The sequence below is a fragment of the Sorangium sp. So ce321 genome (genome assembly GCF_051530195.1).
GTDB lineage: Bacteria > Myxococcota_A > Polyangia > Polyangiales > Polyangiaceae > Sorangium.
This window is the reverse complement of sequence record NZ_CP150329.1, coordinates 9,132,954-9,156,726: the sequence shown is the minus strand read 5'-3', so window position 1 is coordinate 9,156,726 and position 23,773 is coordinate 9,132,954. Positions and strand designations below refer to the sequence as shown.

The 23,773-nt window shown below is 68.8% G+C and carries 14 protein-coding genes; 7 read left to right on the top strand and 7 right to left on the bottom strand.

What is annotated here, in order from left to right; translation table 11 throughout:
• Window positions 1-151 precede the first annotated feature (151 nt).
• Together WME89_RS33715 and WME89_RS33710 are read right to left on the bottom strand one after the other, a co-directional pair.
• The gene (locus tag WME89_RS33715; protein ID WP_438003762.1) at window positions 152-2,677 is read right to left on the bottom strand and encodes a catalase; all 2,526 of its coding nucleotides are present in this window, start codon (window positions 2,675-2,677) and stop codon (window positions 152-154) included.
• 208 nt (window positions 2,678-2,885) lie between these two features.
• Window positions 2,886-3,650: a DUF899 domain-containing protein gene (locus WME89_RS33710; protein WP_438003761.1), complete on the bottom strand. Its 765-nt coding sequence runs from the start codon at window positions 3,648-3,650 to the stop codon at window positions 2,886-2,888.
• 268 nt (window positions 3,651-3,918) lie between these two features.
• Here WME89_RS33710 and WME89_RS33705 point away from each other — a divergent pair, with 268 nt between their 5' ends.
• On the top strand, window positions 3,919-6,240 hold the full coding sequence (locus WME89_RS33705; protein ID WP_438003760.1) for a DUF3160 domain-containing protein: 2,322 nt from the start codon (window positions 3,919-3,921) through the stop codon (window positions 6,238-6,240).
• A 19-nt stretch (window positions 6,241-6,259) separates the two neighbouring features.
• Here the strand turns inward: WME89_RS33705 and WME89_RS33700 are convergent, their stop codons facing one another.
• Window positions 6,260-7,882, bottom strand: a complete 1,623-nt coding sequence (locus WME89_RS33700) for a DUF1552 domain-containing protein (RefSeq protein ID WP_438003759.1) — start codon at window positions 7,880-7,882, stop codon at window positions 6,260-6,262.
• Between the two features lie 536 nt (window positions 7,883-8,418).
• Here WME89_RS33700 and WME89_RS33695 point away from each other — a divergent pair.
• Window positions 8,419-8,997 carry a hypothetical protein gene (locus WME89_RS33695; protein ID WP_438003758.1) on the top strand — a complete coding sequence of 193 codons (579 nt, stop codon included), beginning with the start codon at window positions 8,419-8,421 and terminating at the stop codon, window positions 8,995-8,997.
• A gap of 240 nt (window positions 8,998-9,237) precedes the next feature.
• Here WME89_RS33695 and WME89_RS33690 read toward each other — a convergent pair whose 3' ends face one another.
• The 3 genes from WME89_RS33690 to WME89_RS33680 form a co-directional block, all read right to left on the bottom strand.
• Entirely contained in the window at window positions 9,238-10,098 is an 861-nt protein-coding gene (locus tag WME89_RS33690; protein WP_438003757.1) for an FxLYD domain-containing protein, read from the bottom strand.
• Between the two features lie 222 nt (window positions 10,099-10,320).
• Window positions 10,321-11,952: a DUF1552 domain-containing protein gene (locus tag WME89_RS33685; RefSeq protein ID WP_438003756.1), complete on the bottom strand. Its 1,632-nt coding sequence runs from the start codon at window positions 11,950-11,952 to the stop codon at window positions 10,321-10,323.
• Between the two features lie 19 nt (window positions 11,953-11,971).
• A complete protein-coding gene (locus WME89_RS33680; RefSeq protein ID WP_438003755.1) occupies window positions 11,972-13,687 on the bottom strand; it encodes a DUF1592 domain-containing protein in 1,716 nt (571 codons plus the stop codon).
• A gap of 1,510 nt (window positions 13,688-15,197) precedes the next feature.
• Here WME89_RS33680 and WME89_RS33675 point away from each other — a divergent pair.
• The 4 genes from WME89_RS33675 to WME89_RS33660 all read left to right on the top strand — a co-directional run bounded on the left by WME89_RS33675 (window position 15,198) and on the right by WME89_RS33660 (window position 20,027).
• Window positions 15,198-15,764, top strand: a complete 567-nt coding sequence (locus WME89_RS33675; RefSeq protein ID WP_438003754.1) for a helix-turn-helix domain-containing protein — start codon at window positions 15,198-15,200, stop codon at window positions 15,762-15,764.
• Window positions 15,761-17,074, top strand: a complete 1,314-nt coding sequence (locus WME89_RS33670; protein ID WP_438003753.1) for an MFS transporter — start codon at window positions 15,761-15,763, stop codon at window positions 17,072-17,074. The genes WME89_RS33675 and WME89_RS33670 overlap by 4 nt, the downstream gene beginning before the upstream one ends.
• A gap of 415 nt (window positions 17,075-17,489) precedes the next feature.
• A complete protein-coding gene (locus tag WME89_RS33665) occupies window positions 17,490-18,797 on the top strand; it encodes an ABC transporter substrate-binding protein (RefSeq protein ID WP_438003752.1) in 1,308 nt (435 codons plus the stop codon).
• Between the two features lie 123 nt (window positions 18,798-18,920).
• Window positions 18,921-20,027 carry a substrate-binding domain-containing protein gene (locus WME89_RS33660; RefSeq protein WP_438003751.1) on the top strand — a complete coding sequence of 369 codons (1,107 nt, stop codon included), beginning with the start codon at window positions 18,921-18,923 and terminating at the stop codon, window positions 20,025-20,027.
• A 9-nt stretch (window positions 20,028-20,036) separates the two neighbouring features.
• Here WME89_RS33660 and WME89_RS33655 read toward each other — a convergent pair whose 3' ends face one another.
• Entirely contained in the window at window positions 20,037-20,909 is an 873-nt protein-coding gene (locus WME89_RS33655; RefSeq protein ID WP_438003750.1) for an STAS domain-containing protein, read from the bottom strand.
• Window positions 20,910-21,298: 389 nt separating this feature from the next.
• Between WME89_RS33655 and WME89_RS33650 the strand changes: the two genes are divergently transcribed.
• Window positions 21,299-23,737 carry a family 43 glycosylhydrolase gene (locus WME89_RS33650; protein ID WP_438003749.1) on the top strand — a complete coding sequence of 813 codons (2,439 nt, stop codon included), beginning with the start codon at window positions 21,299-21,301 and terminating at the stop codon, window positions 23,735-23,737.
• Window positions 23,738-23,773: the final 36 nt, after the last annotated feature.

Here is a 23,773-nt window from a genome sequence, read left to right as displayed (position 1 = left end):
GCCCAAGGAATCCAAACGGTCCGGAGGCGTCAAGCCCCAACTGCGGGACCTGCCCTGGACTGGCAGACGATGTCCTGTTCGACAGGGCCGCGAGGGCGGGCGCTCCCGGCGCGCCGCCCGGCCAGCGGGGCGGCGCGCGGGGAGGGCCGGTTCAGACCGCCGGCGGCTCGGTCTGGCGTTGCCACGCGCGGTGCAGGGCGATCGCCTTGACGAACGCCGGGGCCGACGCAGCCACCGCGTCGTCCGGCAGGACGAGCAGGCCCGGGTCGTCGCCCGCGCCGGCGGTGGCCTTCACGCCCGCGGCCGCGGCGAGCGACGCGGCCGACGTCGGCACGAGCAGCGGCTTGCAGTGGCGGTACTGGAGCTGGACGAACTCGACCGCCAGCCCGTCGCGCGCCAGCGCCGCCGCGCCCGCGCCGGTCGGCAGCGCCGCCGCGTCGAAGAGGACGCTCGGGGCGGTCTCGAACGTGACCTCGACCGGCAGCTCGTCGCCCTCGGCGGTGCGCACCACGCCGAGGCGCTCGCCGACGTAGCGGGGCACCGCGCCCGCCGTCAGCAGCGCGTGGTAGAGGGCGCCCGCCGCCGCGCCGCTCACGCCGTCGGCGAGGAGGATCGCGACGCGCCGGCCGAGGATCCGGCCGTCGCCGGGCCGGGCGAACAGCGACAGGGCCCCCGACACGGCGACCTCGGGGTCCTTGACGGGCGGCGCCACCACCGAGAGCGGCTCGGGGAGCTGCATGCCGAGGTCCGCCGCGACGCGCGCGGCCAGCCCCTCGTCGACGTTGCGCACCATCGCGACCACGCGCTCGCGGATGGCCTGCGTCTGCACGCGCGTCAGCTCGAAGCGGAACGCGCGCGCGATGTGCTCGCGCTCGATCGGCGTCTGGCTCGCCCAGAAGAGGCGCGCCTGCGTGTAGTGGTCGGCGAACTTCTCGGGCTTGCCGCGCAGCTTGCTCGGCTCGGTCGACGCCTGCTGCGCCAGGAGCCGCTCGGCGACCGAGGCGAAGCCGCGCGCGCCGGCCTGGAAGGGGCAGCCGCCGGCGAGCGAGTTGGGCTCGTAGTTCACCCGGCCGCGGTTGATCGTCTGGCGGTGGAACCCGTCGCGCTGGTTGTTGTGCACCTCGGCGACGGGCGCGTTGATCGGGATCTCGTGGAAGTTCGGCCCGCCGAGGCGCGAGAGCTGCGTGTCGAGGTACGAGAAGTTGCGCCCCTGCAGCAGCGGGTCATTCGTGAAGTCGATGCCAGGGACGATGTGCTGCGTGCAGAACGCGACCTGCTCGGTCTCGGCGAAGAAGTTGTCGGGGTTGCGGTTCAGGACGAGCCGGCCGACGGTGCGCAGGGGCACGAGCTCCTCCGGCACGATCTTGGTCGCGTCGAGCACGTCGAAGCTCCACTTCTCGGCCTCTTCCTCGGTGAACGTCTGGATCTGCAAGAGGTACTCGGGGAAGGCGCCGCCCTCGATGGCCTCCCAGAGGTCGCGGCGGTGGAAGTCGGGGTCGGCGCCCGAGAGCTTCACCGCCTCGTCCCAGTCGAGCGAGTGCGTGCCGAGCACGGGAGTCCAGTGGAACTTCACGAGCGTCGCCTGGCCGGCCTCGTTGACGAGCCGGAAGGTGTGCACGCCGAAGCCCTGCATCGTGCGGTAGCTGCGCGGGATCGCCCGGTCGCTCATCTGCCACAGCACCATGTGAATCGACTCGGGCATGAGCGAGATGAAGTCCCAGAAGGTGTCGTGCGCGCTCGAGGCCTGCGGCATCTGGTGGTGCGGCTCGGGCTTCACGGCGTGCACCACGTCGGGGAACTTCATCGGGTCCTGGATGAAGAAGACAGGGATGTTGTTGCCGACGAGGTCCCAGTTGCCCTCGTCGGTGTAGAACTTCACGGCGAAGCCGCGCACGTCGCGCACCGTGTCGGCGCTGCCGCGCTCCCCCGCCACGGTCGAGAAGCGCACGAACACGGGCGTCCGCTTGCCGACCTCCGCGAACGGCGCGGCCTTGGTGAGCGAGGTGATGTCCTCGGTGCACTCGAAGTAGCCGTGCGCGCCCGAGCCGCGCGCGTGCACCACGCGCTCAGGGATCCGCTCGTGGTCGAAGTGCGTGATCTTCTCGCGCAGGATGAAGTCTTCGAGCAGCGTCGGGCCGCGCAGCCCCGCGCGCAGCGAGTTCTGGTTGTCGCCGACCGGCACGCCCTGGTTCGTCGTCAGCGCGCGGCCGAGCGAGTCGGCGCGGTGCTTCTGCAGCGGCCCCTGGTTCAGGTTCTTGCCGGGCGCCGCCTTGGCGCCGTTCTTCTCCGACTCGTTGCTCTCGGTGATCGTGCTCGCGGTCGCGTCGAGGTTCTCGGGCGTCGCCGTGGCACCTTGCGGCGGCTGTGGCAATTTGCCGCGTAGCGCGTACTCCGCAGGTTTGTTCACGTTCTCGGGGATCGCGGCGACGAGCGCCTCGGTAGCGTCGATCTTCGCGTCGAGGCGGTCGGCGGTCGCGAGGTTGCGCACCCCTTCGTCGTCGCTGCTCGTCCCGCTGCCGAGCGCGGTCGCTGCGCGCTCCAGGAGGCTGCGTTTCGGCCGCGCCGCGCGCGGCTTCGCCGACGGGCCGCCCATGGACTGCTTCGCGCTGCCCGCGCCTTTCTCGTTCGGCGCCGGCTCTTTGGACGATGACTTCGCGGGGTCTTTTCGATCGGTCATGCGATGGCCTCCAGTTGGGAGCCGGGGCTCCCAGCAAGGAGCACACCAGCGCAGGCGCTCCGGCGACCGGCGTGCGGCTGGGCTCGCTGGCCCTCGCGCCCGGGGCGATCCGGGTGGCCCGGCGCTCCAGGGCGACCTCGCTCGCCGGGGTCATCGGCGCGGCTGTCCGGGGATGCACCAGGGGTATGATGTCCACCCGCGCCCTGGCTCAGCGCTGGTTGTATTCGTCGTGGCGGCGGAACCAGACGCCCGTCTCGTTGCGCCCTCTGGGGGCGCGGTCGAGCCACTGGTACATGCCCCAGAGACCGTCGAGGCCGCGCGCATAGGCGGAATAGGTGTGGTAGAGGACGCCGTCCTCGCGCACGAACGCGCTCAGGCCCGGCCTGTCGAGCGAGTAGGTGGGCGCGTCGGTCCCGGTCATGGCCGCGGACTGGGCGACGGGCAGCGGGACCGGTGTCGCGTCCATCGCGTGGCCGGCGCGCTCGAAGTTGTATTCGACGGTCCCCTCGCGCTGTTGCTCCTCGGTGAACGCGACGTTGAAGTCGAAGTTGAAGCCGCTGTCGCCCGAGGACGCCCAGGGAAACGTCCACCCCATCCGCCGCCTGTACGCCAGGAGCTTCGCGAGCGGCGCCCGCGACACCGCCGAGAGCGTGACGTCGTGGTTCGCCAGGTGGACGGCGATGCCGTTGAACCCGTCGGCGATCGCCGAGCAGGACACACAGCCCGCCTTGTAGTCGGGCCCGAACATGAAATGGTAGACGAGGAGCTGCGAGCGCCCTCGGAAGAGGTCTGCCAGCGAGGCGCCGCCTTCCTCGGTCTCGAACCGGTACTCCTTGTCGACCCGGACCCACGGCAGCTCCTGACGCCGCCGCGAGAGCTCGTCGCTGCGCCGCGTGAGCTCCTTCTCCGCGTCGAGCAGCGCGAGCCGCGCGGCCAGCCACTCTTCACGTGTCCCGGTGATGTGTGTCGTCATCGCTCTTCTCTCCCTCGGGTGTCCATCGTCGTTCGTACCGTCCTCGATACGACGTGCTGATGTTGGTGGTCGTGAGATATCTAGGACCGGGCATCGAGCCGTGGGAGTAACAAGTGTGTCGGGATCTCGATGGGCTTCGGCTGTGGTATCCTGTTGCTGGAGGACGGCCCCGCATCTCTCGCCCGCGGCACCTTCTTTGCTAACCTTTGCTGACGACGGGGCCGTCGTGCCGCGGGCGCACCCTGGAAGGGGAAACACGATGCGCAACATGCTTCTTCGGTTTCACGTCGTACCGATCCTGGTCGCCCTCGCCGCCGGCTGCTCGGGCGAGGTGAGCCAGCCCATGCCCGGCGTCGGCGGCACCCAGCGCCCACCGGATCAGCCGCCCGAGCAGCCGACGGATCCGCCGCCCGAGCAGCCGGCGGATCGGCCGCCCGAGCTGCCGACGAATCCGCCGCTCGGGCCCGAGCAGGAGGCGGAGCTCGCCGCGCTGCTCGCCGAGCGGGAGGCCTCGGCGAGCATGACCGCCGAGGACTTCGCCGCGAAGTACCCCGTCTCCGTCGCGTCGGGGCTGCCCTACGCGCCGGCGGACGCCGAGGGCCTCGCGCTGCTCCAGGGCACCTCGCTCGCCCTCGACGGGGACGAGCTCGCGAAGCTCTCCGAGAACGGCTTCGTCATCTCCAGCAAGAAGTCCTTCCCGACATTCGTCTATGGCTACGAGAGCATCTACGCGCTCGACCTGCCGCTCTACGTGTCCGCGGACTCGATCCTGTACGCGGTCCACCGCTCGTACGACGCGATCCTGAAGGTCGTCGAGTACGCCTCGCTCGCGCCCGATCTCGGGAAGATGCTGAGGGAGATGCGCGCGCGGCTCGCCGAGGGCGCTGGAGGAGAGTTCGGCGCCGAGGCGCGCGCTGACGCGGACCTCTTCACGGCCGTCGCGCTCGCGCTGCTCGAGGGCGCCCCGGTCGCCCCCGTCGCGGGCGCCAGCGCCGCGACGATCGACGAGCTCGTCGCGGGCGCCCAGGCCCACCAGGGCATGGCCTCGGTGCGCCTCTTCGGCTCCGACCGGCTCATGGACTTCTCGCAGTTCGAGCCTCGCGGCCACTACGTCGACGCCCTGCTCCCGGACCTCGCGCGGTACTTCCGCGCCATGATGTGGCTGGGCCGCGTGGATTTCCGCTTTCTCGAGACCCAGTCGGACGGCACCCAGCGCTTCCAGCGGCGGCAGCTCGAGGGCGCTTACGTGCTGCGCGCCCTCGCCGGCGCGGAGACCCTCGCGCGCTACAAGCGCATCGACGACGCGATCCAGGCCTTCGTCGGCGAGAGCGACACCATGATCCTGCCGGAGCTCGACGAGCTGCTCGAGGACCTCGGCCTCGGCGACGCCGCGGGCCTCGCCGGCGTCCCGGACGCGCGGATCGCCGAGGTCATCGTGAAGGAGGGGTATGGCACGCAGCGGATCGCGAGCCACATCATGATCAACGGGCTCGACAGGGGCACGATGCCGCTCTCGTCGAGCTTCGCGCTGCTCGGCCAGCGGTACGTGGTCGACTCGCACGTCTTCTCGAACGTGGTTTACGACCGGGTGAAGGGCGGCGCCGTCAAGCGCATGATGCCGAGCCCGCTCGACGTGGCCTTCGCGGCGCTCGGCAACGATCAGGCGGGCCAGATGCTCGCGCCGGAGCTCGGGCAGTTCGACTACGCGCCCGACCTGCACATGATGCGCGTGCTCGTCGACGCCCACCCCGGGGACTTCTGGGAGAAGAACCTCTACAACCGCTGGTTCGGCGCGCTGCGGGAGCTGTCACCGGCGCGGGCGCTCGGCGACGGCGAGCAGCTGCCCGGCGTGGTCAAGACCGAGGCGTGGAGCCGGCGCTTGCTGAACACCCAGCTCGCCTCCTGGGCCGAGCTCCGCCACGACGCCCTGCTCTATGCCAAGCAGTCGTACACCGGCGGCGCCACGTGCGAGTTCCCGGACGCCTACGTCGATCCGTATCCGGCGTTCTTCGCGCGCATCGCCGAGCTGGCCGAGAACGGCGGCGAGGTCGTCAGCACGCTCGAGCTGTCGAACCCGCCGTCGTCCGAGCCGCAGCTCGAGCGGCACCTATCGACGTACTTCTCGCAGCTCCGCGACGTCGCGCGGACGCTCGGCGAGATGGCCGCGAACCAGCGCGCCGGCCTGCCCCTCACGCCGGAACACCTCGAGTTCATCAACCAGGCCGTCAAGGTCCAGTGGGGTTGCGGCGATCCGTTTGGCGCCGCCGGGTGGTACGCGCAGCTCTTCTACGACTCGCTGAAGAGCGTGACGCAGGATCCGACGATCGCCGACGTGCACACCCAGCCGACGGACGCGGGCGGCGCGCCTGTCGGTCGCGTGCTCCACGTGGGCACCGGCCTGCCGCGGCTCATGGTCGTGACCGCCGATCCCTGCGGCGGCGCGGCGCGCGCGTTCGTGGGGCTCGCCTCGTCGTACTTCGAGGAGATCACCGGGGATTTCGAGCGCATGACCGACCAGGAGTGGGCGGGCGAGATCCAGAGTGCGACGCCCGACGACGTGCCCTGGATGAGGGACCTCGTCTCCCGCTGATTCCGCTTCCGCAGCGCGCTCAGGAGCCCGCCCTGAGCGCGGCGAACTCGCCTGGATCGTGGATGGTGGGGGGGTTGACCCCGCCACCGATGAAGTCTTCGGTCCGGTCGTACATGCCGAAGTGGGTCACCGGCTCCGAGCCGCCCGGCGCCGGGAAACCATCCATGCCTGCCCTGACGCCGAGGGCGTTCATCAGGTTGCAGAAGTACTTGTTGATCGGCGCGTTGGCGAGCGACGGATCGGTCCCCGTGGCCTGGGTGGTCCCGTCGACCTCGTCCGGAGCGCCCTCGGCACACGTGACTTCGCTGTTGCCGGTCGTCAGATCGGGCGAGCCGTCGTCGACGTTCACGGCCCAGCCGGTCTTGAAATAGCCGCCGGCGCTGCCGACCTGGACGATCGGCAGGTTGTTGAGGTTGCGGGCGCAGCCGTCCGACACGTCCTGGAACCAGACGGCCGCGCAGTTGTCGAGGAGCGTCCCGTCGCCCTCGTCGATGCTGTTCAGCTGCTCGACGAGGTGGGCAAACTTCCTCGCATAGTAGTCGTCGACCTTCAGGAGCATGTCGATCACACCCGGGACGCAGGTGCCCTGCATGCCCGCGTTGCCCAGGCGATACGACATACTGGAGCTCTCCAGCGTCAGGCCGAGCCCCTTGAAAAGGAAGTTCCCGGGGTACTTCAGGAGGATGACGGGGGTCGCGTTGCACGCGGCGGCGAGCACGGCGAGGTTCGAATAGAGGTCTGCTGCGTCCAGATTGTCCGAGATTCGCCGCGTCAGCGCGTCGTCGCCGCTCGAGATCGTGCTCGCCAGGTCGAAGTTCTCCTTCGTCGCGCCGAGCGCCGTGGCGAGGGACGCGTTGCACTGCCCGGAAGCGACGGTCGTCACGGTCTCGTCGAGCATCGCCTTCCAGGCCTCCAGCTTGTTCCTGTCCGCCCGGCTCATGTCGAAGCGCGCGAGCGAGTCGAGATCGTGCCGCACGAGGTCGATGATGCTCTTGCCGCGGATCGCGTGGTACGTGTCCGGAGAGGGGAGGGGGTCCGCGAACAGACCCGTGAGCCTGGCCAGGATCTCCGCCGGCGCGCCCAGACCCGGATACTGGGTCACGGGCGCCGAGTACGAGATCGCCGTGGGAGCGCCCTCGCGGAAGTTCCCCACGCGCATGAGCAGGGGCTCGCCGTCCGGGCTGAGCTGTCGCGCGATGACGTGGTCCAGCGAGGGACCGATCGGCCTGGCCTCGAACTTCGTCGCGGTCTCGAAGCTGAACGGATCGTCGCTGTTGGGGGTCACCGGGTGGCACGTGAAGTACGACCCGTTCACCTGCGTGTGGCGATCGTTCCCTTGCCCCCGATCCATGTTCACCGTCCACTCGTTCATCGCGCGGATGCCTCGGGGCATGAGGAGCTTGTCGACGTGAGGCGCCAGGTGCTTGAGCGTCGTCGACTGGAGGTCCGCGGCGGTGAGCGGGCCGTGCGACTTCTTCGGGAAGAACCGCGTCGTGATGCAGCCATAGTGCGTGTACATCACGATCAGCCGCTTCGGCGGCGTGGCCGGCTGCGCCTTCACGGTGCTGTCGGTGATCGAGCTGAGGAACGGCGCTGCGACGCAAGCGCCGCCCAGCCCCCGGAGGAAGATTCTTCGGTTCACGCGCTTTGCCATGGTCGTATTCTCCCAGCCTCGATGGACGCAAACGCCCGGCTGCCGCTCGGAACGCCCTCTGAATGCCCGCGCTCGTCGAGAGCGATCTCGGAACAGGGCGTCGGGGTGCCCTCGCAGCGTTCCGCGGGCAAGCAATCGAGCTCACCGCACGTCGGCATCGGTCTGCGCCGCACAGCCCGCTCGACCGCGTGTCGCGCGCCGCGCACCTCGACGCCGGCGAGCTTCCAGGAAGGCGGATCGCGTGAAGGCACGAGTGTCGATCGATGTGTACAGCACGGCTGTACACGAGGATATCCGCCACGAACAGCTTGATTTTTGGACCGAATTTGCTCATTCTACCCACCCAAGAGGACGTTCCTCGCCTCGCGCAGCTCTTGCTTGCGGGCGACGTGGTCAGAAAAGTTCGTCCTCACCGATCCCATTCACCGATCGCGCGTCGCCTCTGCAATCCGAAGCTCGAAGCCTTTTGCTTTGATCCAACGGGAGCGAGAGCTAAACCTTCTCTCTCACCATCCTCGTGAACCATGGAACTTCGACTCTCAAGCTTCATCGCAGCAGCAACCATCGCCATCCTGTCCCCGCTCGCAGGCTGCAGCGACACCCCTGACGATACCGGCGCTGGAGGCGATGGAGGCGCCGGCGGCTCGGACTCCGGAAGCACGAGCGCCAGTGCATCTACCTCGAGCGGGGTCGGGTCCGGCGGTTCGGGCGTGACTGGCTCGACCAGCGTGAGCACCAGCGGCGTCGGCGGCTCGACCGGCAGTGGCAGCGGGGTCGAGCCGACGTTCGAGACGGTGAAGTTCGTCATCGAGAACGTTACTTGCTTCGGGGCGGGTTGTCATAACGACGAGATGAACCGCCTGGACTTGCAGGTGGACGGAGATCTGCACGCGAGGCTGACCTCGCACATGACCGAAGATTGCGGCCCGCTCGTCGATACCGCCAATCCGCAAGAGAGCGCCCTCATCAAGGTCCTGAAGGGGCCGTGCGGCTCAACTCCGCGGATGCCGCTCGAGTGCATCAACGATGGGGATGCCAAGTGCGTACCCGACGACTACATCGAAGCGATGACGCAGTGGATCGCCGACGGCGCGAAGGAGTAGCAGGGCCTGGCGACTTCTTGGTACCTGCCCGGGTGCCCCGCTTGAAGTCTGCCCGCAGGTCCCGCTGCTCCAGCAAATTCCCCCTACATTGAGAGCAAGGCGCATCCCGGTGCTGGACCGGGCATCGCTGCCCTCCCGTGCCGTTCCGCGGCGCCCCGTCCGGCTTCTTTCAACCCGACGTTTGCGCGCGCGTGACGCGCCTCCGCACACGCGCGCCATGCGTCGCGCGCGCGCAAACGCTCACTGCATTGCAAACGCGCCTGCCGGGTAGGCGGCTTGATCAGGTCCGGGCGTGTCGACGACGTTCGTCTCGAAGGCCCAGCTGCCACCCGGCGGAATCGGGGCCGTGCCCCTGGCGATCGCCACGCCGAGCGGACGCCCGACGCGATTGACCGAGAAGACCGTGGCGGAGGGGGTGCTCACCTCCACATCGAACCCGTTGTGGAGCGTGCCCGTGTACGCCGTGCCGGCGCCACCCGTCACGGCCTTCACCTCGCTGATGGCGAGGCCATCGATGGGGACGACGTCGAGGGCAAAGTAAGGGCACCGGTAGACGACGTATCCCACGTCTTCGATCACGATGTCCGAGGGCAAGTCCAGCACCGCGGCCATGGTCACGTCACCTGGACCCACGCACGCAGCGATGGCGCCCGAGCCATCCGTGAGTCGATAGAAATGCTGAGTCAGCAACCCGTTGATCCCGGCTGCCAGGGACTGCTCGGCCTTGTCGTAGAGCTCGACCGAAACGGCAGCGCTGCATGCATGGGCATCCCCGTCGTTCCTCAAGGCGGCATAGAGCTCGGTGTTGGTCGGTCCTTTGCGAAGGGTCAGCGCGATGACGTTGAGCACGCCGTTCCCGCCGGGGACCGCCATGATGGTGAGGTCTTCCGGAACGATGAGCGCGTCGTCCCCCGTGTCCCCGCCGGCCCCGGCACCGCCGCTCCCTCCGACGCCTCCGGTCTGAGCCGGCGCACCGCCGCCCGCTTCGCCGCCGGTGGTCTGGGCCGGCGCACCCCCGCCGCTGGAGCTCGCTTCGCTCGAACAGGCCAGCGGGAGGAGCATGGCAGCAGGGATGAGGAGACGCTTCGCCAGCATGAACATGAGAAGTGATGCCCATCCTATCGCTGTCCGCCGTCGTCGGGCAGCACGGGGTCGCGGAGTGAGGCACATCATGGAGGGCGGTGAGCCGCGACGACGAGCAGACTGCTCGGGGCGCCGTCGCCCGCGGCCGCCGACGACGCACAAACGCAAAGACCCCTCCGGCGAGGAGAGGTCTCTGGATCCGAGCTCGTCCGAGTGTTCAGGACCTCGCCCCGGGAGCGCTCAGGCCTTGAGCTCTGTGAACCCGCCCGGATTGTGGATCGTGGCGCCGGCGACCTTGCCCTTGCCACCGATGAAGTCTTCCGTCTTGTCGGAATAGCCGAAGTGGGTCACTTCCTCGGAGCCACCCTTCGCAGGGAAGCCATCCGGACCTGCCTTCACGCCCATGGCGTTCATGAGGTTGCAGAAGTACTTGTTGACCGGCGCGTTGGCGATCTTCGGATCGGTCCCGGTGCCCTGGTTGATACCGTTGACCTGGCCGCTGCCGCTGGCGCACTGCGACATGCTGTTGCCGTTCGCCGGGGTCGACGAGGGGTCGACGTTGATGATCTGACCCGTCTTGAAGTAGCCGCCGGCGCTGCCGGCCTGGATGATCGGAGCGTTGTTGAGGTTGTGCGCGTTGCCGTCCGACATCTCGTTGAACCAGATGGCGGCGCTGCTGTCGAGGAGCGTCGACCCGTTCCCCATGGGGATGCTGTCGAGCATCCCGACGAGGTTCGCGAACTTCTGCGCGTAATACTGGTCGACCTTCAGCAGCCACTCGAGCGCGTTGGGCAAGCAGCTGCCTGTCATACCCGCGTTGTCGAGGCGGTGCGAGAGGGAGTGCGACTCCATGGTGATGCCGAGCCCCTTGAAGTTGTAATTCCCCGGGTACTTCAGGAAAATGATGGGGTTGGCGTTGCAGGCGGCCGCGAGCGCTGCGATGGCCGAGTAGATGTCCGCGCCATCCAGGTCGCCGGAGACCTTGGTCGTGAGGACGTCGACGCCCAGGCCGCCCCGCGCCGCCTTCGAGGCGTTGTCCGACGTCGCGCCGAGCATCGCGCCGAGCTCCTCGGTGCACTGCGCGGAGGCCACCACGGTCCCCGTCGAGTGGAGGAGCTCCTTCCAGGCCGCGAGCTTGCGCTTGTCGGCGCTGCTCATGTCCATCCGCTCGAGCGTCTCCAGATCGTCCTTCACGAGGTCGAGGACGCTCTTGCCGCGCATCGCAGCGTAGGTGTCCGGAGACGTCGGCTCCCCCGCCGTGAACAGGCCCGTCAGGCTGCTGAAGGCCTGCTGCGCGTTGATGCCCTTGTACATGGTCTCGGAGGCGGAGTAGGAGATCGCCGACTGAGCGCTGTCGTTCTGACCAGCCGTGTTCAAGAGCAACGGGGCGCCGCTCGGGCTGAGCTGCTGAGCCATGACGTGATCCAGCGAAGGACCGACGGGCTTCGCGTTGAACTTCGTCGCCTGGTCGAAGCTGAACGGGTCGTTGCTGTTCGGGGTGACCGGCTGACAGGTGAAGAGCGACCCCACGATCTGCGTGTGGGAGTCGTTCCCCTGTCCACGCGTCATGTTGGCGGTCCACTCGTTCATCGTGCGGATGCCGCGCGGCATGAGGAGCTTCTTCGCGTAGGGAGCGAGGGCCGCGAGGCTCGTCGGCGTGAGGTCGGCCGCCGTGAGCTCACCCGAGGTCTTCTCGGGGAACCACTTGTTCGTGACGCACCCGTAGTGCGTGAACATCACGATGAGCGCTTTCCCGGATGAGGTGCTGTCGCCCTTCGCGGTGCGTTCCAACACGGAGCTGAGGAACGGCGCGGCCAGGACAGCCCCGCCCATGCCGCGAAGGAAGATTCTTCGGTTCAGTTGCTTGCTCATGGTCAACATTCCTCAACTTTTACTGCGTTTCGCGGACTCGAACGCGGAACGAATCGGCTTGGGTGAGATCGGCCATCAGGTTGAGAATGCTGTAGCCGCTCTCAGACAGCTTGGCGTCGAGCATGTCGACCACGCACTTGTCTTTCCCGTTCGGAGCCCGCCCGAAAGCATACGAGATCCACGCCTGGGCGTAAAGCTGCTTTGCCTTCTGAACCTGAGCGATCTCCTGCATGAGCTGCGCCGGAGAGGAGATCTCCTTCACGTTGCCGTCGCCGAAGTCGATGGTGTTCGTCGTGACGCTCGCGTCGATCGCACCACCGAGAGGATCGGTCGTCTGCAGCTGTCCGACGCCGTCGAAGCCCTCCATCACGAACCCCGGCGGATTGATGATCGCGTGGCAGCCCGCGCAGGCAGCAGGCTTCGTCAGCGCTTCGACCTTCGCGCGCTGCGTCTGGAAGTCGCCCTCGACGGTCATCATGGTGGCGCCGGGGATGGGCGGACCAGGGTTGACGCCGAGCAGGTACACCGAGATGAACGCGCCTCGCAGGATCGGGCTCGTGGAGTCGAAGCCCGCGTAAGAGCTCAAGAACCCGGCGCGGGTCAGGAAGCCCGGCCGCTGGCTCGGGTCGAGCTCCACCTTGGTCAGCTCGGTGCCGTACGCCGAAGGATCGAGCCCGTAGATCGCCGCGTTGTCCTTGTTGACGAAGGCGACGCTGCTGAGGAGGAGGTCCTGGAACGAACCGTTCTCGAACGCGACGTCCTCGAAGAAGGCGTCGAGCTCAGCCTTCCAGCTGTTCTTGGCGTCGTCGGAGTACAACGGATACGTCTCGGTGTCGTGATCCATCTTCCACCAGTGGGCGTTTCCGTTGTCCATCTGCGCCCAGTTGCGGTGGAACGCGGTCACGAGCGGCCCGGTCCTCTCGCGCACGGCGATCATCCGCTGCGCCTGGGCCAGGATCTGCTCCTTGGTCTGGAGCTCGTTGTTGTCGGCCGCCGCGTTCAGCATGTCATCCGGAACGGAGCCCCAGAGCAAGTACGAGAGCCTCGTCGCCACTTCGTGGCTGGAGAGCGCTATGCCCTTACCCGACTGATCCTGGGTGGTCGTCAGCTCGGGGAGCATGAGGAACGAGGGCGACACGAGGAAGGCGAGCAACGTTGTCTCGGCGACCTCGTCGGGCGTCCCTGGCGGCGTCGTCTGGCCCAGCTTCATGAATCGCGCCACCTCGGCCTCGGTCAGCGGGCGACGGAACGCCTTGCGGCCGAAGGTCTTGATGGTCTGCTCCAGGCAACCGCTCGCCGCCGGGTCGCAGCTGATGAACTTGGACTTGTTCGGCCCAGCCATCACTGCTTTGGCGATCTCCGCGGCAGCATCTTGATAGAATTGCCATGCGGTGGCGTCCATCGGACCGTCGGAGTCGTCGACGAGCATCTCGGACGGCGGCTTGTTGTCGGCGCCCACGCCGGTGACGCCGAGGAGGTCCCGCACCGTGTTGTCGTACTGCCGGTTCAGCAAGCGCGGGAGCTGGGTCGTCATCGGGATGCCGGGGATGCATTGATCCGGGGGCCCATTGTCGATGCCCCCGCTATCCCCCCCCGTACCACTGCCGCCGGGGGTCTCCCCGCCGGGGTCGTCACCGTCCGCGATGGTGCCGGTGCAGCCAGCGAAGAAAGGTGTTGAGGTTAGAAAAATCGTCGTACCGATGTACGAGAGGTGTCTTAATGTTCGCATGCGCATGCGCCTCCTATTCCCGATGCGTGTCGAAGTGATCACGGAGCGAACCAAAAGCTGTCGAGGAGTCCGAGGCTCGTCGGTCGGCGTGGGCACGGGCGCCTCGTCGACGGTTTCCTCTGGAGACGTGATAGTTAAACGCCGGCGCACGAGCGGCGCGCTTCAGCCCGCTTCTATCTCGAGGGCCCTGACGCCTCCGAGCGAGGCGGCGGCGCGCAAAAGGCCATCGTGTGAACGTTCACGAGGGGACGCCAATCCTCTCGAGGGCCCTGACGCCTCCGAGCGAGGCGAGGGCGCGCAAAAGGCCATCGTGTGAACGTTCACGAAGGGACGCAGAATCCTCTCGAGGGCCGTACCTCCGCCGAGCGGGGCGGCGGCGCGCAAAAGCCCTCGGCACGGCCACGTATCGCACGATAGACTCACGGGTTCGTGATGCCGCCCCCGTCGATCACGCGCAGCTCGCCGCGGACCTTCGGCCCGTCACGCCAGCCTCACGCCGACGAGCCACCCTTCCTTTAGAGCTCCATCCGCGAGGTACATCAACCGGTAAATTCGCTCGCGCGATCCGGCCATGCCGGGTAGCGCCACCACGAGCGAAGCGTGCATATCGAGCGGTCTCTTCCGCCCCTGGGAGCACCCGACGGGAGCTCGTTCGGCCGCGGGAGGCCGGCGTTCCTGGCGCGAACGCGCTTCCCTCACGAGTGCAGTACATCCGAAAAGGTGCACTTGGGCCATGCTGACGTTTGAGTCGTTCGTGGACGACGCGCTGCGCGACCGTGGACGACGCGCTGCACGGCCGCGGACGACGCGCTGCGCGACCCGAGGTGGGGCTACTCCACCGGTCGACTCGTGAGCGGCCAGGCTGGTCGTTTGCTGTGCGGCCAGGCTGGTCATCGGCGGCGCGGAGGGCAGGCCTGGCTCGCGACGTCGTCGACGCGGTTCGTCTGAAGAGCGCGCTTCCCCATCATTCGCGGCCTTCGAGAGGGCGAACGCGCGGCCCCGCTCGGCCGAGGTGTGGCGGCCCCGCTGATCGCGCAATGTCATTGCTGCCGGGACGCCTGGAACCCGGGAAGCATGGAAACGTCGCGAACAGGGTTCACCGGAACTTGGCGCTTGGCGCTTGCTGCCTGCCCAGCGAGGATTGCCGCCAGTACCCCTTTACCTCGTGGATAAACCCCCAGAGCGCGTGATGAGGCGGTGAAAGGGGACGTGGACGGCCGGCAAGGCGGCTCGGTGGCGGGAGACCGTCCCGCGCCCGAGGAACCAACCCGGGCCCAGGCAGGTCCGCCCATCGCCTGCCCGAGGGGCCGGCGGGCTCGGGCAAGTCATGGATTCCCTCGCAAGGTTCGGCGGCGTCGCCGGCCGCCTCTCCTCAACAGCGATAACAGCGATCCGGTGCTCCAGGGCGATCTCTCTCCCGACATACACCCACCTTTGATGCGCGCCGTGAACCCCCGCATCGGCTGATCGCACGGTTCTCTTTGCAAACAGTTCTTTGCGATCCTAGGCTCACGTCGTGGACCTGACGACGATCACCCCGACGCTCCAGGCGCTGCGCGCGCTCAGTCACCCCGTGCGCCTGCGGATGCTCGGCCTGCTGCGCAGCGAGGGGCCGGCCACCGCGACGACGCTGGCGGCCCGCCTCGGCCTCAACACCGGCGCGACGTCGTACCACCTGCGCCAGCTCGCCCAGCACGGCTTCCTCGTCGAGGACGAGGAGCGCGGGAACGCCCGGGACCGGTGGTGGAAGGCCGCCCACCGGTCGACGCGCACGGCGCCGGTCGACGATCCCGACGTCCAGGCCGCGCAGGATGCCTTCCTGCGGGCGGTCGCCGTCGTGCACGCCGAGCAGCTGCAGCGCGCGGTCGAGGAGGCCGAGCTCCTCCCGGCGCGGTGGCGGCGCGCGTCGACGGCCAGCGACTGGGCCCTGCGCCTCACGCCGCGGCGGGCGCAGGCCCTCGTCGAGGCCCTCGAGGCGCTCGTCGAGGGCGCCGAGGAGGACGACGATCCCGACGCCGGGGAGTTCGTCGTGATGCTGCACGCCTTCCCGCGGCCAGGCACCGTGGCGGGTGATCCGCGATGACCGGCGTCCGGACCGCGCGCGCGCCGAGCCGCCGGCCGCTCTACGGCTGGCTCGCCGCCGAGGCGCTCTCGCTCACCGGCACCCGCGTCTCGATGATCGCGCTGCCGCTCTTCGTGCTCGAGACGACCGGCAGCGCGACCCGGACCGGCCTCGTGGCGCTCGCGGAGACGCTGCCGCTGGTCCTCTGCAAGGTGCTGGGCGGTCCGTTCATCGACAGGGTGGGCGCGCGCCAGGTCGCCGTCCGGTGCGACCTGGCCTCGGTGCTCGTCGTCGCCTCGGTCCCGCTGCTGCACGGCGCTGGCGTGCTGGGCTTTCCCCTGCTCCTGGCCCTCGTGGCCGTCGCCGGCGCGCTGCGCGGCCCGGGGGACGCCGCCAAGCAGGCGCTGATGCCGGCGCTCGCGGCCAGCACGGGGGTGCCCATGGAGCGGGCGACCGGCCTCGCGTCCACGGTCGAGCGGACCGCGAGCATGCTCGGCGCGGGGGCCGCGGGCCTGCTCGTGGCCGGGTTCGGCGCCGCCCGCGCGCTGTACGTCGACGCCCTCAGCTTCGCCCTCTCCGCGCTGGTGCTGGCGTGGGCGACCCGGCGGATGGCCCCGCCGGGCCCGACCGACCCGCGCGGGGTCGAGACCGGCGGAGCCCCGGCGGTCGAGCCGCTCGGGACCCTCCGCTACCTCGCCGAGCTCCGCGAGGGCTGGGACTTCCTGCGCGGCGACAGGGTGCTGCTCGGCATCGCCGTGATGGTGGCCCTGACCAACCTGCTCGACATCTCCTACGCGACGGTGCTGATGCCTGTCTGGTCGGTCGACTCGGGCAGCGGGGCCAGGGCGCTCGGGCTGGTGTTCGCGGTGTTCAGCGGCGCGTCCGCGATCGGCGCCCTCACCGCCGCGGCCTGGGGGTCGCGGCTCCCGCGCTACAGGACCTACCTGCTCGCGTTCCTCGTCTGCGGCGCCCCGCGCTTCGTCGTGATGGCGCTCGACGCGCCGCTGGTCGCGATCCTCGGGGTGGCGGCCGCGGGGGGGCTCGCGGCCGGGTTCATCAACCCGGTGCTCGGCGCGGTGATCTTCGAGCGCATCCCCGGGCCCCTGGTCGGCCGGGTCTCGTCGCTGACCACGGCGCTCGCCTTCGCGCTGATGCCGTTCGGCGGCCTCGTGGGTGGCCTGCTCATCAGCGCCGGCGGGCTCTCGTTCGCGATGGTCGCGTGCGGCGCGGCGTACCTCCTCGTCACGATGTTGCCCGCCGTGGACCCGCGCTGGCGCGAGATGGACGGGCGGCCGTCCCCCTCGGCGGCGCCGGACCCGGCCTGCCTGTAACCGGCCATCCGACGGGCCGCCGAGATCTCCTGGCGAGGAGACGGTCCTCCACGGGCTGGCCCGACAGCGCTGGAGCGCGGCCGGGAGCGCCGGTGAAGAGGCGATGTGCCGCTCGATCCACAGCCGGCGCCTCGCTCGCGGTCCTGCTCATCTCTCGGCCTGAAGACCGCGATTCGCGGACAGACACCGCGGTCGTCGACACGGACATGACAGGTGTGAGCTGTGTTGCAATGTGGTGTGAGTGTCCGTGTTCATGCCACGTCCCGAGCACCCTTTATTGTTTCGTGTGCCCTTGACAGAACGGTCCTCCGTGCGTTGTCATCCGCGCCGGGGGTCAAGCATGTTGCTTGGGATGCTTGCCGGTCCGGAACGCATGGATCGAACCGGCGCCTGGTTCGCTCGTCGCGATCGACACATGCGCTGGATGGGGGCCGGGCTGCTCGTGGGGCTCGCGTCCCTGAGCTCGGCGTCGTGCTTGCCCTCAGCGTCCAGGCTCCCCGAGGACGCTGTCGTCATCGGGGCGCTCCTGCCCTTCACCGGCAGCGAGTCGGCCATCGGGCGCAACCTCGAACAGGCCATGTTGCTCGCGGTCGACGATCTGAACGCCGCGGGTGGGCTCGACGGGAGGCCCTTCGGCATCCGGAGCCGAGACAGCCACTCGAGCGTGGAGCGTGGGTTCGACCAGCTGCTCGAGCTGCTTTATGTGGATCAGGTCGCCTACCTCGTGGGACCCGAGGAGAACGAGCTCGCCCGGGATATCGTGCGGGACGTGAAGGAGCTCGACGTGTTCCAGATGCAGCCGGGGTATGCCGCGCCCACCATCGTGCGCAGCGAGACGAAGGGAGGCCGGATGCGGCTCGCCCCCACCGCGCTCGACGTCGGCTGCGCGCTGGCGAGGCTGGCTGTCCAGGAGCGCATCGACACGGTGAACAGCCTCGCCGCGCGGGACGACTACAACGCCACCGTCAGCAGCGCCTTCTCGACCCAGTTCGCGCTGCTCGGGGGCAGGATCCTCCCGTCGGTGACGTTCATGTCAGGCGAGCAGACGTACACGGAGAAGATCGAGTCCACGTTCGCGGCGCACGCCGAACGCACGCTCCTCGCCGCCTACCCCGCCACCGCCTCGACCATCGTGACCGAGTGGACCGTCTCCGGACGCCCGGGCATCTGGTTCCTCGGTCCGGCGCTGCGCGCCGACGTGCTCCTCGCCAACATCCCGACGGGCTCCCTCGACGGATATTTCGGGGTCTCGCCGTCGCTCAGCCTGCGGAGCGAGTGCGATGTCACGGGCGCGGCCGAGGAGAAGGTCGACTGCGCGACCGGGAACGCGGCCGCCTTCATCGACCGCTTCTCGCGCCGGTGGGACGGCGAAGCGCCGCTGCCCGCAGCGCACTTCTATTACGACGGCGTCGTCCTCATCGCGATGGGCCTCGTCTACGCCCAGGCGACGCGCGGGGCGATCCCGCTGTCCGGAAACGAGCTGCAGGGGATCATCCACGAGCTCAACAGCCCCGACAACGAGGCGGCCTCGTGGCGGGACATGGGGGCGGCGATGGCCAAGCTCCGCGCGGGGATCCCTCTCCGGTACGTCGGGGCCGCCGCAGAGTACGAGTTCGACGAGTACGGGGTGAACATCCACCAGTTCATGCAAAGGTGGACCATCGAGGGCGACGCCTTCGTCGACCTCTCCCCCGTCTCCGTGGCGTGCGACACCGACGCATGACCTCGCCGCGAGCGCGGGTCTCACGCAACGTCACGCAAGAACGACTCTCACGCAGGGCGCCGCGTGCGACAGGACCTGACAGAACAAGGAGGGGGTTTCATGATGAGGGTTGGACGATGCTGGATGACGGCCTTGGGGCTCATGCTGACGACGGCGGCCTGCGGATCGGACAGCGCGCCCGAGGCGGGACAGGAAGCCGCGCCCATCAAGCGGGCGCCGACCATCGAGAACGAGTTCACGCCGGTGGAGCTCGAGACGACGATCGATGACCTCGTCGCCGAGATCAACAAGGGCCCGATCGAGCGGATGCAGATGTCGATGCTGCTGAAGACCCTCGAGGGCTTCTTCGCGCCCATCGCCATGGGCGCGAACCGAGCCATGGGCGAGCTCGGCGTCACGGGGATCGTGGTCGGCTCCGCCGGTCCGACCAACGATCAGGCCGCAAAACTGGAGTACCAGAACGGACAGATCGAGCAGGCTGTGATGGAAGGCGCCGAAGCGATCGGCATCTCGCCGTTCGGCGACGGCAACACAGCCGCGGTCGACGAGGCGATCGCGAAGGGCGCCTTCGTGGTGACGCTCGACGGCGACCTGGAGCTCTCGAAGCGCTCGCTCTACGTCGGGACCATCAACAAGCCTGCCGGTGAAACGGCGGCGAAGACCCTGCTCAAGATGCTGCCCCCGGCGCCCGGTACGGTGGTCATCCACGGCAACACCGACCCGAGCTGGGTCGATGGGCTGCAGCGAACGGAGGGCGCTCAGCGCGCGCTGGAGGCAGCCGGTTACAAGACCGTCGTGCGCTCGGTCACCTGGTCCCTGGAGGGCGAAGCCGCCGACGTCGAGGCGATGAAGGCCGAGCTCGAGACCGCGGACCCGCCTGCCGTGGGGCTGCTCGGCCTGCACGACGTCGCGTACTGGTGCTCGCTGGCCGCAGAGGCCGCGGGCAGGCAGGACCTCCCCATCGTCGCCTTCGACTTCAACCCGAAGACCGTCGACCACATGCGCCAGGGGCGCATCAAGGCCACGCACGTCCAGCGGCAGTACTACGAGGGGTACCTCGTGCCCTACATCCTCTATGGCATCAAGAGCATCGGCCTGGAGGCGACCAAGGCGATCCTCGCCCCGCAGATGATCGGCGACGACCGGGTCAACCTCGGCCTCGACGTGGTCCCCGGGGAGAAGGTCGACGAATACATCGAGTTCCTCGACTCGATCGGCGCGGCCCAGTAGCGGTGAGCGTCAAGGCGGGGGCGGCGCTGCCGCCGAGCCCGCCGCGGTGGCGAAGGCGATCCCGCTCTGCAGATCGCGTCGGGTCACGATGCCGGCGAGCTCTATATCGAGGCCGACGATGGCCCGGGACACCTCGGGGCGGATGCCTGTCAGGACGACCTGCGCCCCGAGCAGCCGGACCGCCCGCGCCACCTGCAGGAGGGCGTTCGCCGAGCTCGTGTCGATGTGCGGCACGCCCGTGACGTCGATGATCGCCACCCGCGCCTGCCGGTCGACCACCTTGCTCAGCAGGTTCTCCATCATCTGCTGCGCCCGCGCCGTGTCCAGCACGCCGACCAGCGGCAGCACGAGGACGCCCTGGCTGATGGGCACGATGGGCGTCGACAGCTCCACGAGCGTCTTCGCCTGCATCCGGAGCGTATCCTCGAGCCGCTTTCGCTCGGTGACCACCTCCGTGAACAGCATGACCCCGCCGATCTCGCCGCCCGTCGTGTGCCACGGGAAGATCTTCCAGCGCACCCAGTCGACGCGCCCGTCGGCCCGCGGGAACGGCTCCTCGTCGTTCCCTTCGGAGGCCCCTGCCAGGCAGCGCTGGTGGACCGCCCGCCAGTGCTCGGGGATCTCGGGGAACAGGTCGTAATGGCTCCGGCCGATGATGTCTGTATCTTTCAGGCCGTAATCCGCGAGCCACCGATGACTGGCCAGGATGTAGCACATGTTCCGATCGAACATGGCCACCGCGGCCGGAGTGTAGGTGACGAAGAGGCGCGCGTGCTCCTCGCTCCGGCGCAGCGCCGCCTGGAGGTGATCCCGCTCCTGCTCGACCTGCTCCAGCTCCTGGATGCGCTGCTTCAGGCGCTGGATCTCCGGAACGATATCCATGTGATCCGCGTCGCGTGTCATCGGTTTGTCCAGCTCCATCACGCCCTGTATATCAAAGAAGCGCAGCACATGGCGAACGGACCGGCGTGGCGCCGGCGCTGCCGGCGGGGCGGCGCCTCGGCATGCCAGCCTCGCCCTGCATCGGAGCGCGCGGGGCGCGGCGGTCGGGCCGATTGGTATTGACATTGCTCTTGTGAGCGCTCACATTGGCCTCGGGGTTCGTCCTTTGGAGCTGAACCCTGCGCGGCTCGTCGTGCGCACCCGCTGGAGCTGCTCGCCGCCGGGATCTGGGGCCAGAGGGCTCATCCCCGAGCTGGAGAGGGCGCCCGCGAAGGTTGCGCCGGCGCAGAGCTCAACATGCCAGCCGCGTCACGCGGTAGGACATGACCATGAGAAAATACAGCGCTTTCATCACGGCGATGATCCTGATCGGGTCTCTGCCCATCTCCTGCGTAGAGGACGAGCGGGTTGAGCCCGTGGCGTATCCCCTGACCATCGAGGCGAAGGGGGACGGGACGACCGAGCCGCCGCCTGGGACCTACCTGCACAGGGCGGGCACCGTGGTGACCGTGACCGCCAGACCCGCGCCGAGCGCCGACTTCGCGGGATGGAGCGGAGCCGCGAGCGAGGCGGACGACGTCGTGGAGGTCACGGTGGACGGGAGCAAGACCGTGACCGCCGCCTTCGAGACCGCGCGCTGGCCGAACGAGCCCCAGTCCACCTACCTCAACCCGATCCTGCCCGGCGATCACCCGGACATGAACATCTATATCGAGGGGGACGATTTCTACATCACCGGCTCCAGCTTCAACATGTCACCCAACGTCGAGATCCTGCACTCACGGGACCTCATCCGCTGGGAGCGCGTGTCGCGCGTCGTCGATCCGGCGTGGTCCGGCCTGGAGACCTCGACCTCGGCGGGGGGCGGGACGTGGGGCGGCTTCATCGTCAAGACCGACGCCGGCTACCGGGTCTACTTCGCCGTCAACTTCAACCAGTACTTCGCGGAGGCCGAGAGCCTGGAAGGGCCCTGGGGAGAGCCCGTCCACGTGGAGCCCGTGGGCCCCTACACGCCGCCCGGGGAGGACCCGGAGCTCGTGTCGTTCGACCGCGGGACCGGCTACGACGACTCGGTGTTCATCGATGACGACGGGACCACATACCTGGTCGTGAAGGCCGGGCAGTGCAAATGGAACGGAGGGGCGAGCGGCGAGGAGAACAACTTCGGCGTCAACCTCCTCCAGAAGATCGATCCCGAGACAGGGCAGCTCAGCGGCGAGTCCATCGATCTGAGCTTCGTCAACTGGGACGTGGAGAACGGGGGGTGCGGTGATCCCGCGGCCGACCCGGACAGCGCTGTCGAAGCCAACTGGGCCGAGGGGCCCACGATGACGAAGCGCAACGGCTTCTACTATTACTTCGACTCGACCCACACGGGGTGCGGCGGCGAGCAGTACGGGTGGCGCTCGTCCACGCTGAGCAGCAATCCCGACGACTGGACGCCGCTGGGCAGCGTCCTCACGGGCGAGGCCCCGTTCAGCGGCGCGCAGCACAGCACCGCGCCGTTCCAGATCGCCGACGGCACGTGGTGGGTCTTCTCCCACTCGTACGAGTGCGACAACAACTGGCGCGGCCTCGGAAGGCAGGGGCTGCTCAGCCAGGTGACCTGGATCGACGACGAGAGCGGCGCCGGGGTCCCGGTCGTGAACGGCCGCCTGGGCGAGCCGGCGCCGGCTCCGGCGCTGCCGCCCAGCGACATCCCGTTCCTGCTGCCCGTCAACGACGAGTTCACCGGGGACAAGCTCGCGCCGGCCTGGACTTTTTACGGCAACATGCCGTCCGATCGCACCTCGGTCACCGACCGCGCCGGGTGGCTCCGGCTCAAGCCGGCAAAGGACGAGACGCGGTGGGTGGTCCAGAAGGACGCGCTGCACGCCAAGGCGATGATCGTGAGGATGGACTTCGCCCCCGAGGCGGAGGGCGACGCGGCCGGCGTTCGCCTGGGCAACCCCGTCCTGGAGCAGGAGCTCACGGCGTTTCCGACCTGGGCCAACGCCATCAGCCAGGAGGTGTCGGTGGCGCGCGTCCGGGCGGACGGTGACGACCGGATCCGCTTCTCGTTCCGGTCGGTCGTCCCTGTCCTGAACGCCGACGAGAGCGCCTATGACTCGGTGGACGCGACGGAGATCAGCTTCGATGCCCCGGCGCCGGCCGAGCGCACCCTCTGGCTGAAGCTGGTGCACGGCAAGGACCATGAGGCCACTGGCTGGTTCAGCAAGGACCGTCTGACCTGGACCCAGGTGGGCGAGCCGATCGACATCAGCGCGCTCGAGGACTACGACACGGTCAACACCGGCTGGGTCGGCAGCCAGGCCGGCGTCTTTGCCAGGAGCGCGAGCGCGGACTTCGACCTGTTCACCTACCGCGACGGCTTCACCGAGATCGCGGCCGCGGAGCCGGATCAGGAGTCCGGCACCGAGGTGGTGTCGAGCCAGTCGGCGGGGCCGGTGCTCGGCGGCCTGGAGGACGGCGACTGGGCGATGTACGGCAGCGTCGATCTGGGCAGCGGCGGCGTGGCGTCGACCGAGATCGAGCTGAAGGCGTCCAGCGCCAAGGGCGGCACCGTCGAGGTCTGGCTCGACCCGCTGGCGGGCGGCCGCCGGGCCGCCGCCTGCGACGTCCCCGCCACCGGCGGCTGGGAGACCTGGAAGACCGTGACGTGCAAGCTGAGCGCCGCCGGCTCCCACGAGGTCTACGTGCGGGCAAAGGGCGGCTCGGGTGAGGTGCTGCGCCTCGCGTCGCTGCGATTCGTGCCCGGCAGGGAGTAATGAATGGATGAGCGGCCCCGGCGAGCCCGGGGCCGG

Excerpts from the sequence above, each read along its gene's own strand:
- WME89_RS33715 (WP_438003762.1), bottom strand. The coding sequence starts at position 2,677 with ATGACCGATCGAAAAGACCCCGCGAAGTCATCGTCCAAAGAGCCGGCG.
- WME89_RS33680 (WP_438003755.1), bottom strand. The coding sequence starts at position 13,687 with ATGCGCATGCGAACATTAAGACACCTCTCGTACATCGGTACGACGATT.
- WME89_RS33655 (WP_438003750.1), bottom strand. The coding sequence starts at position 20,909 with ATGGATATCGTTCCGGAGATCCAGCGCCTGAAGCAGCGCATCCAGGAG.
- WME89_RS33690 (WP_438003757.1), bottom strand. The coding sequence starts at position 10,098 with ATGTTCATGCTGGCGAAGCGTCTCCTCATCCCTGCTGCCATGCTCCTC.
- WME89_RS33670 (WP_438003753.1), top strand. The coding sequence starts at position 15,761 with ATGACCGGCGTCCGGACCGCGCGCGCGCCGAGCCGCCGGCCGCTCTAC.
- WME89_RS33695 (WP_438003758.1), top strand. The coding sequence starts at position 8,419 with ATGGAACTTCGACTCTCAAGCTTCATCGCAGCAGCAACCATCGCCATC.
- WME89_RS33705 (WP_438003760.1), top strand. The coding sequence starts at position 3,919 with ATGCTTCTTCGGTTTCACGTCGTACCGATCCTGGTCGCCCTCGCCGCC.
- WME89_RS33660 (WP_438003751.1), top strand. The coding sequence starts at position 18,921 with ATGACGGCCTTGGGGCTCATGCTGACGACGGCGGCCTGCGGATCGGAC.
- WME89_RS33665 (WP_438003752.1), top strand. The coding sequence starts at position 17,490 with ATGCGCTGGATGGGGGCCGGGCTGCTCGTGGGGCTCGCGTCCCTGAGC.
- WME89_RS33710 (WP_438003761.1), bottom strand. The coding sequence starts at position 3,650 with ATGACGACACACATCACCGGGACACGTGAAGAGTGGCTGGCCGCGCGG.
- WME89_RS33650 (WP_438003749.1), top strand. The coding sequence starts at position 21,299 with ATGAGAAAATACAGCGCTTTCATCACGGCGATGATCCTGATCGGGTCT.
- WME89_RS33685 (WP_438003756.1), bottom strand. The coding sequence starts at position 11,952 with ATGAGCAAGCAACTGAACCGAAGAATCTTCCTTCGCGGCATGGGCGGG.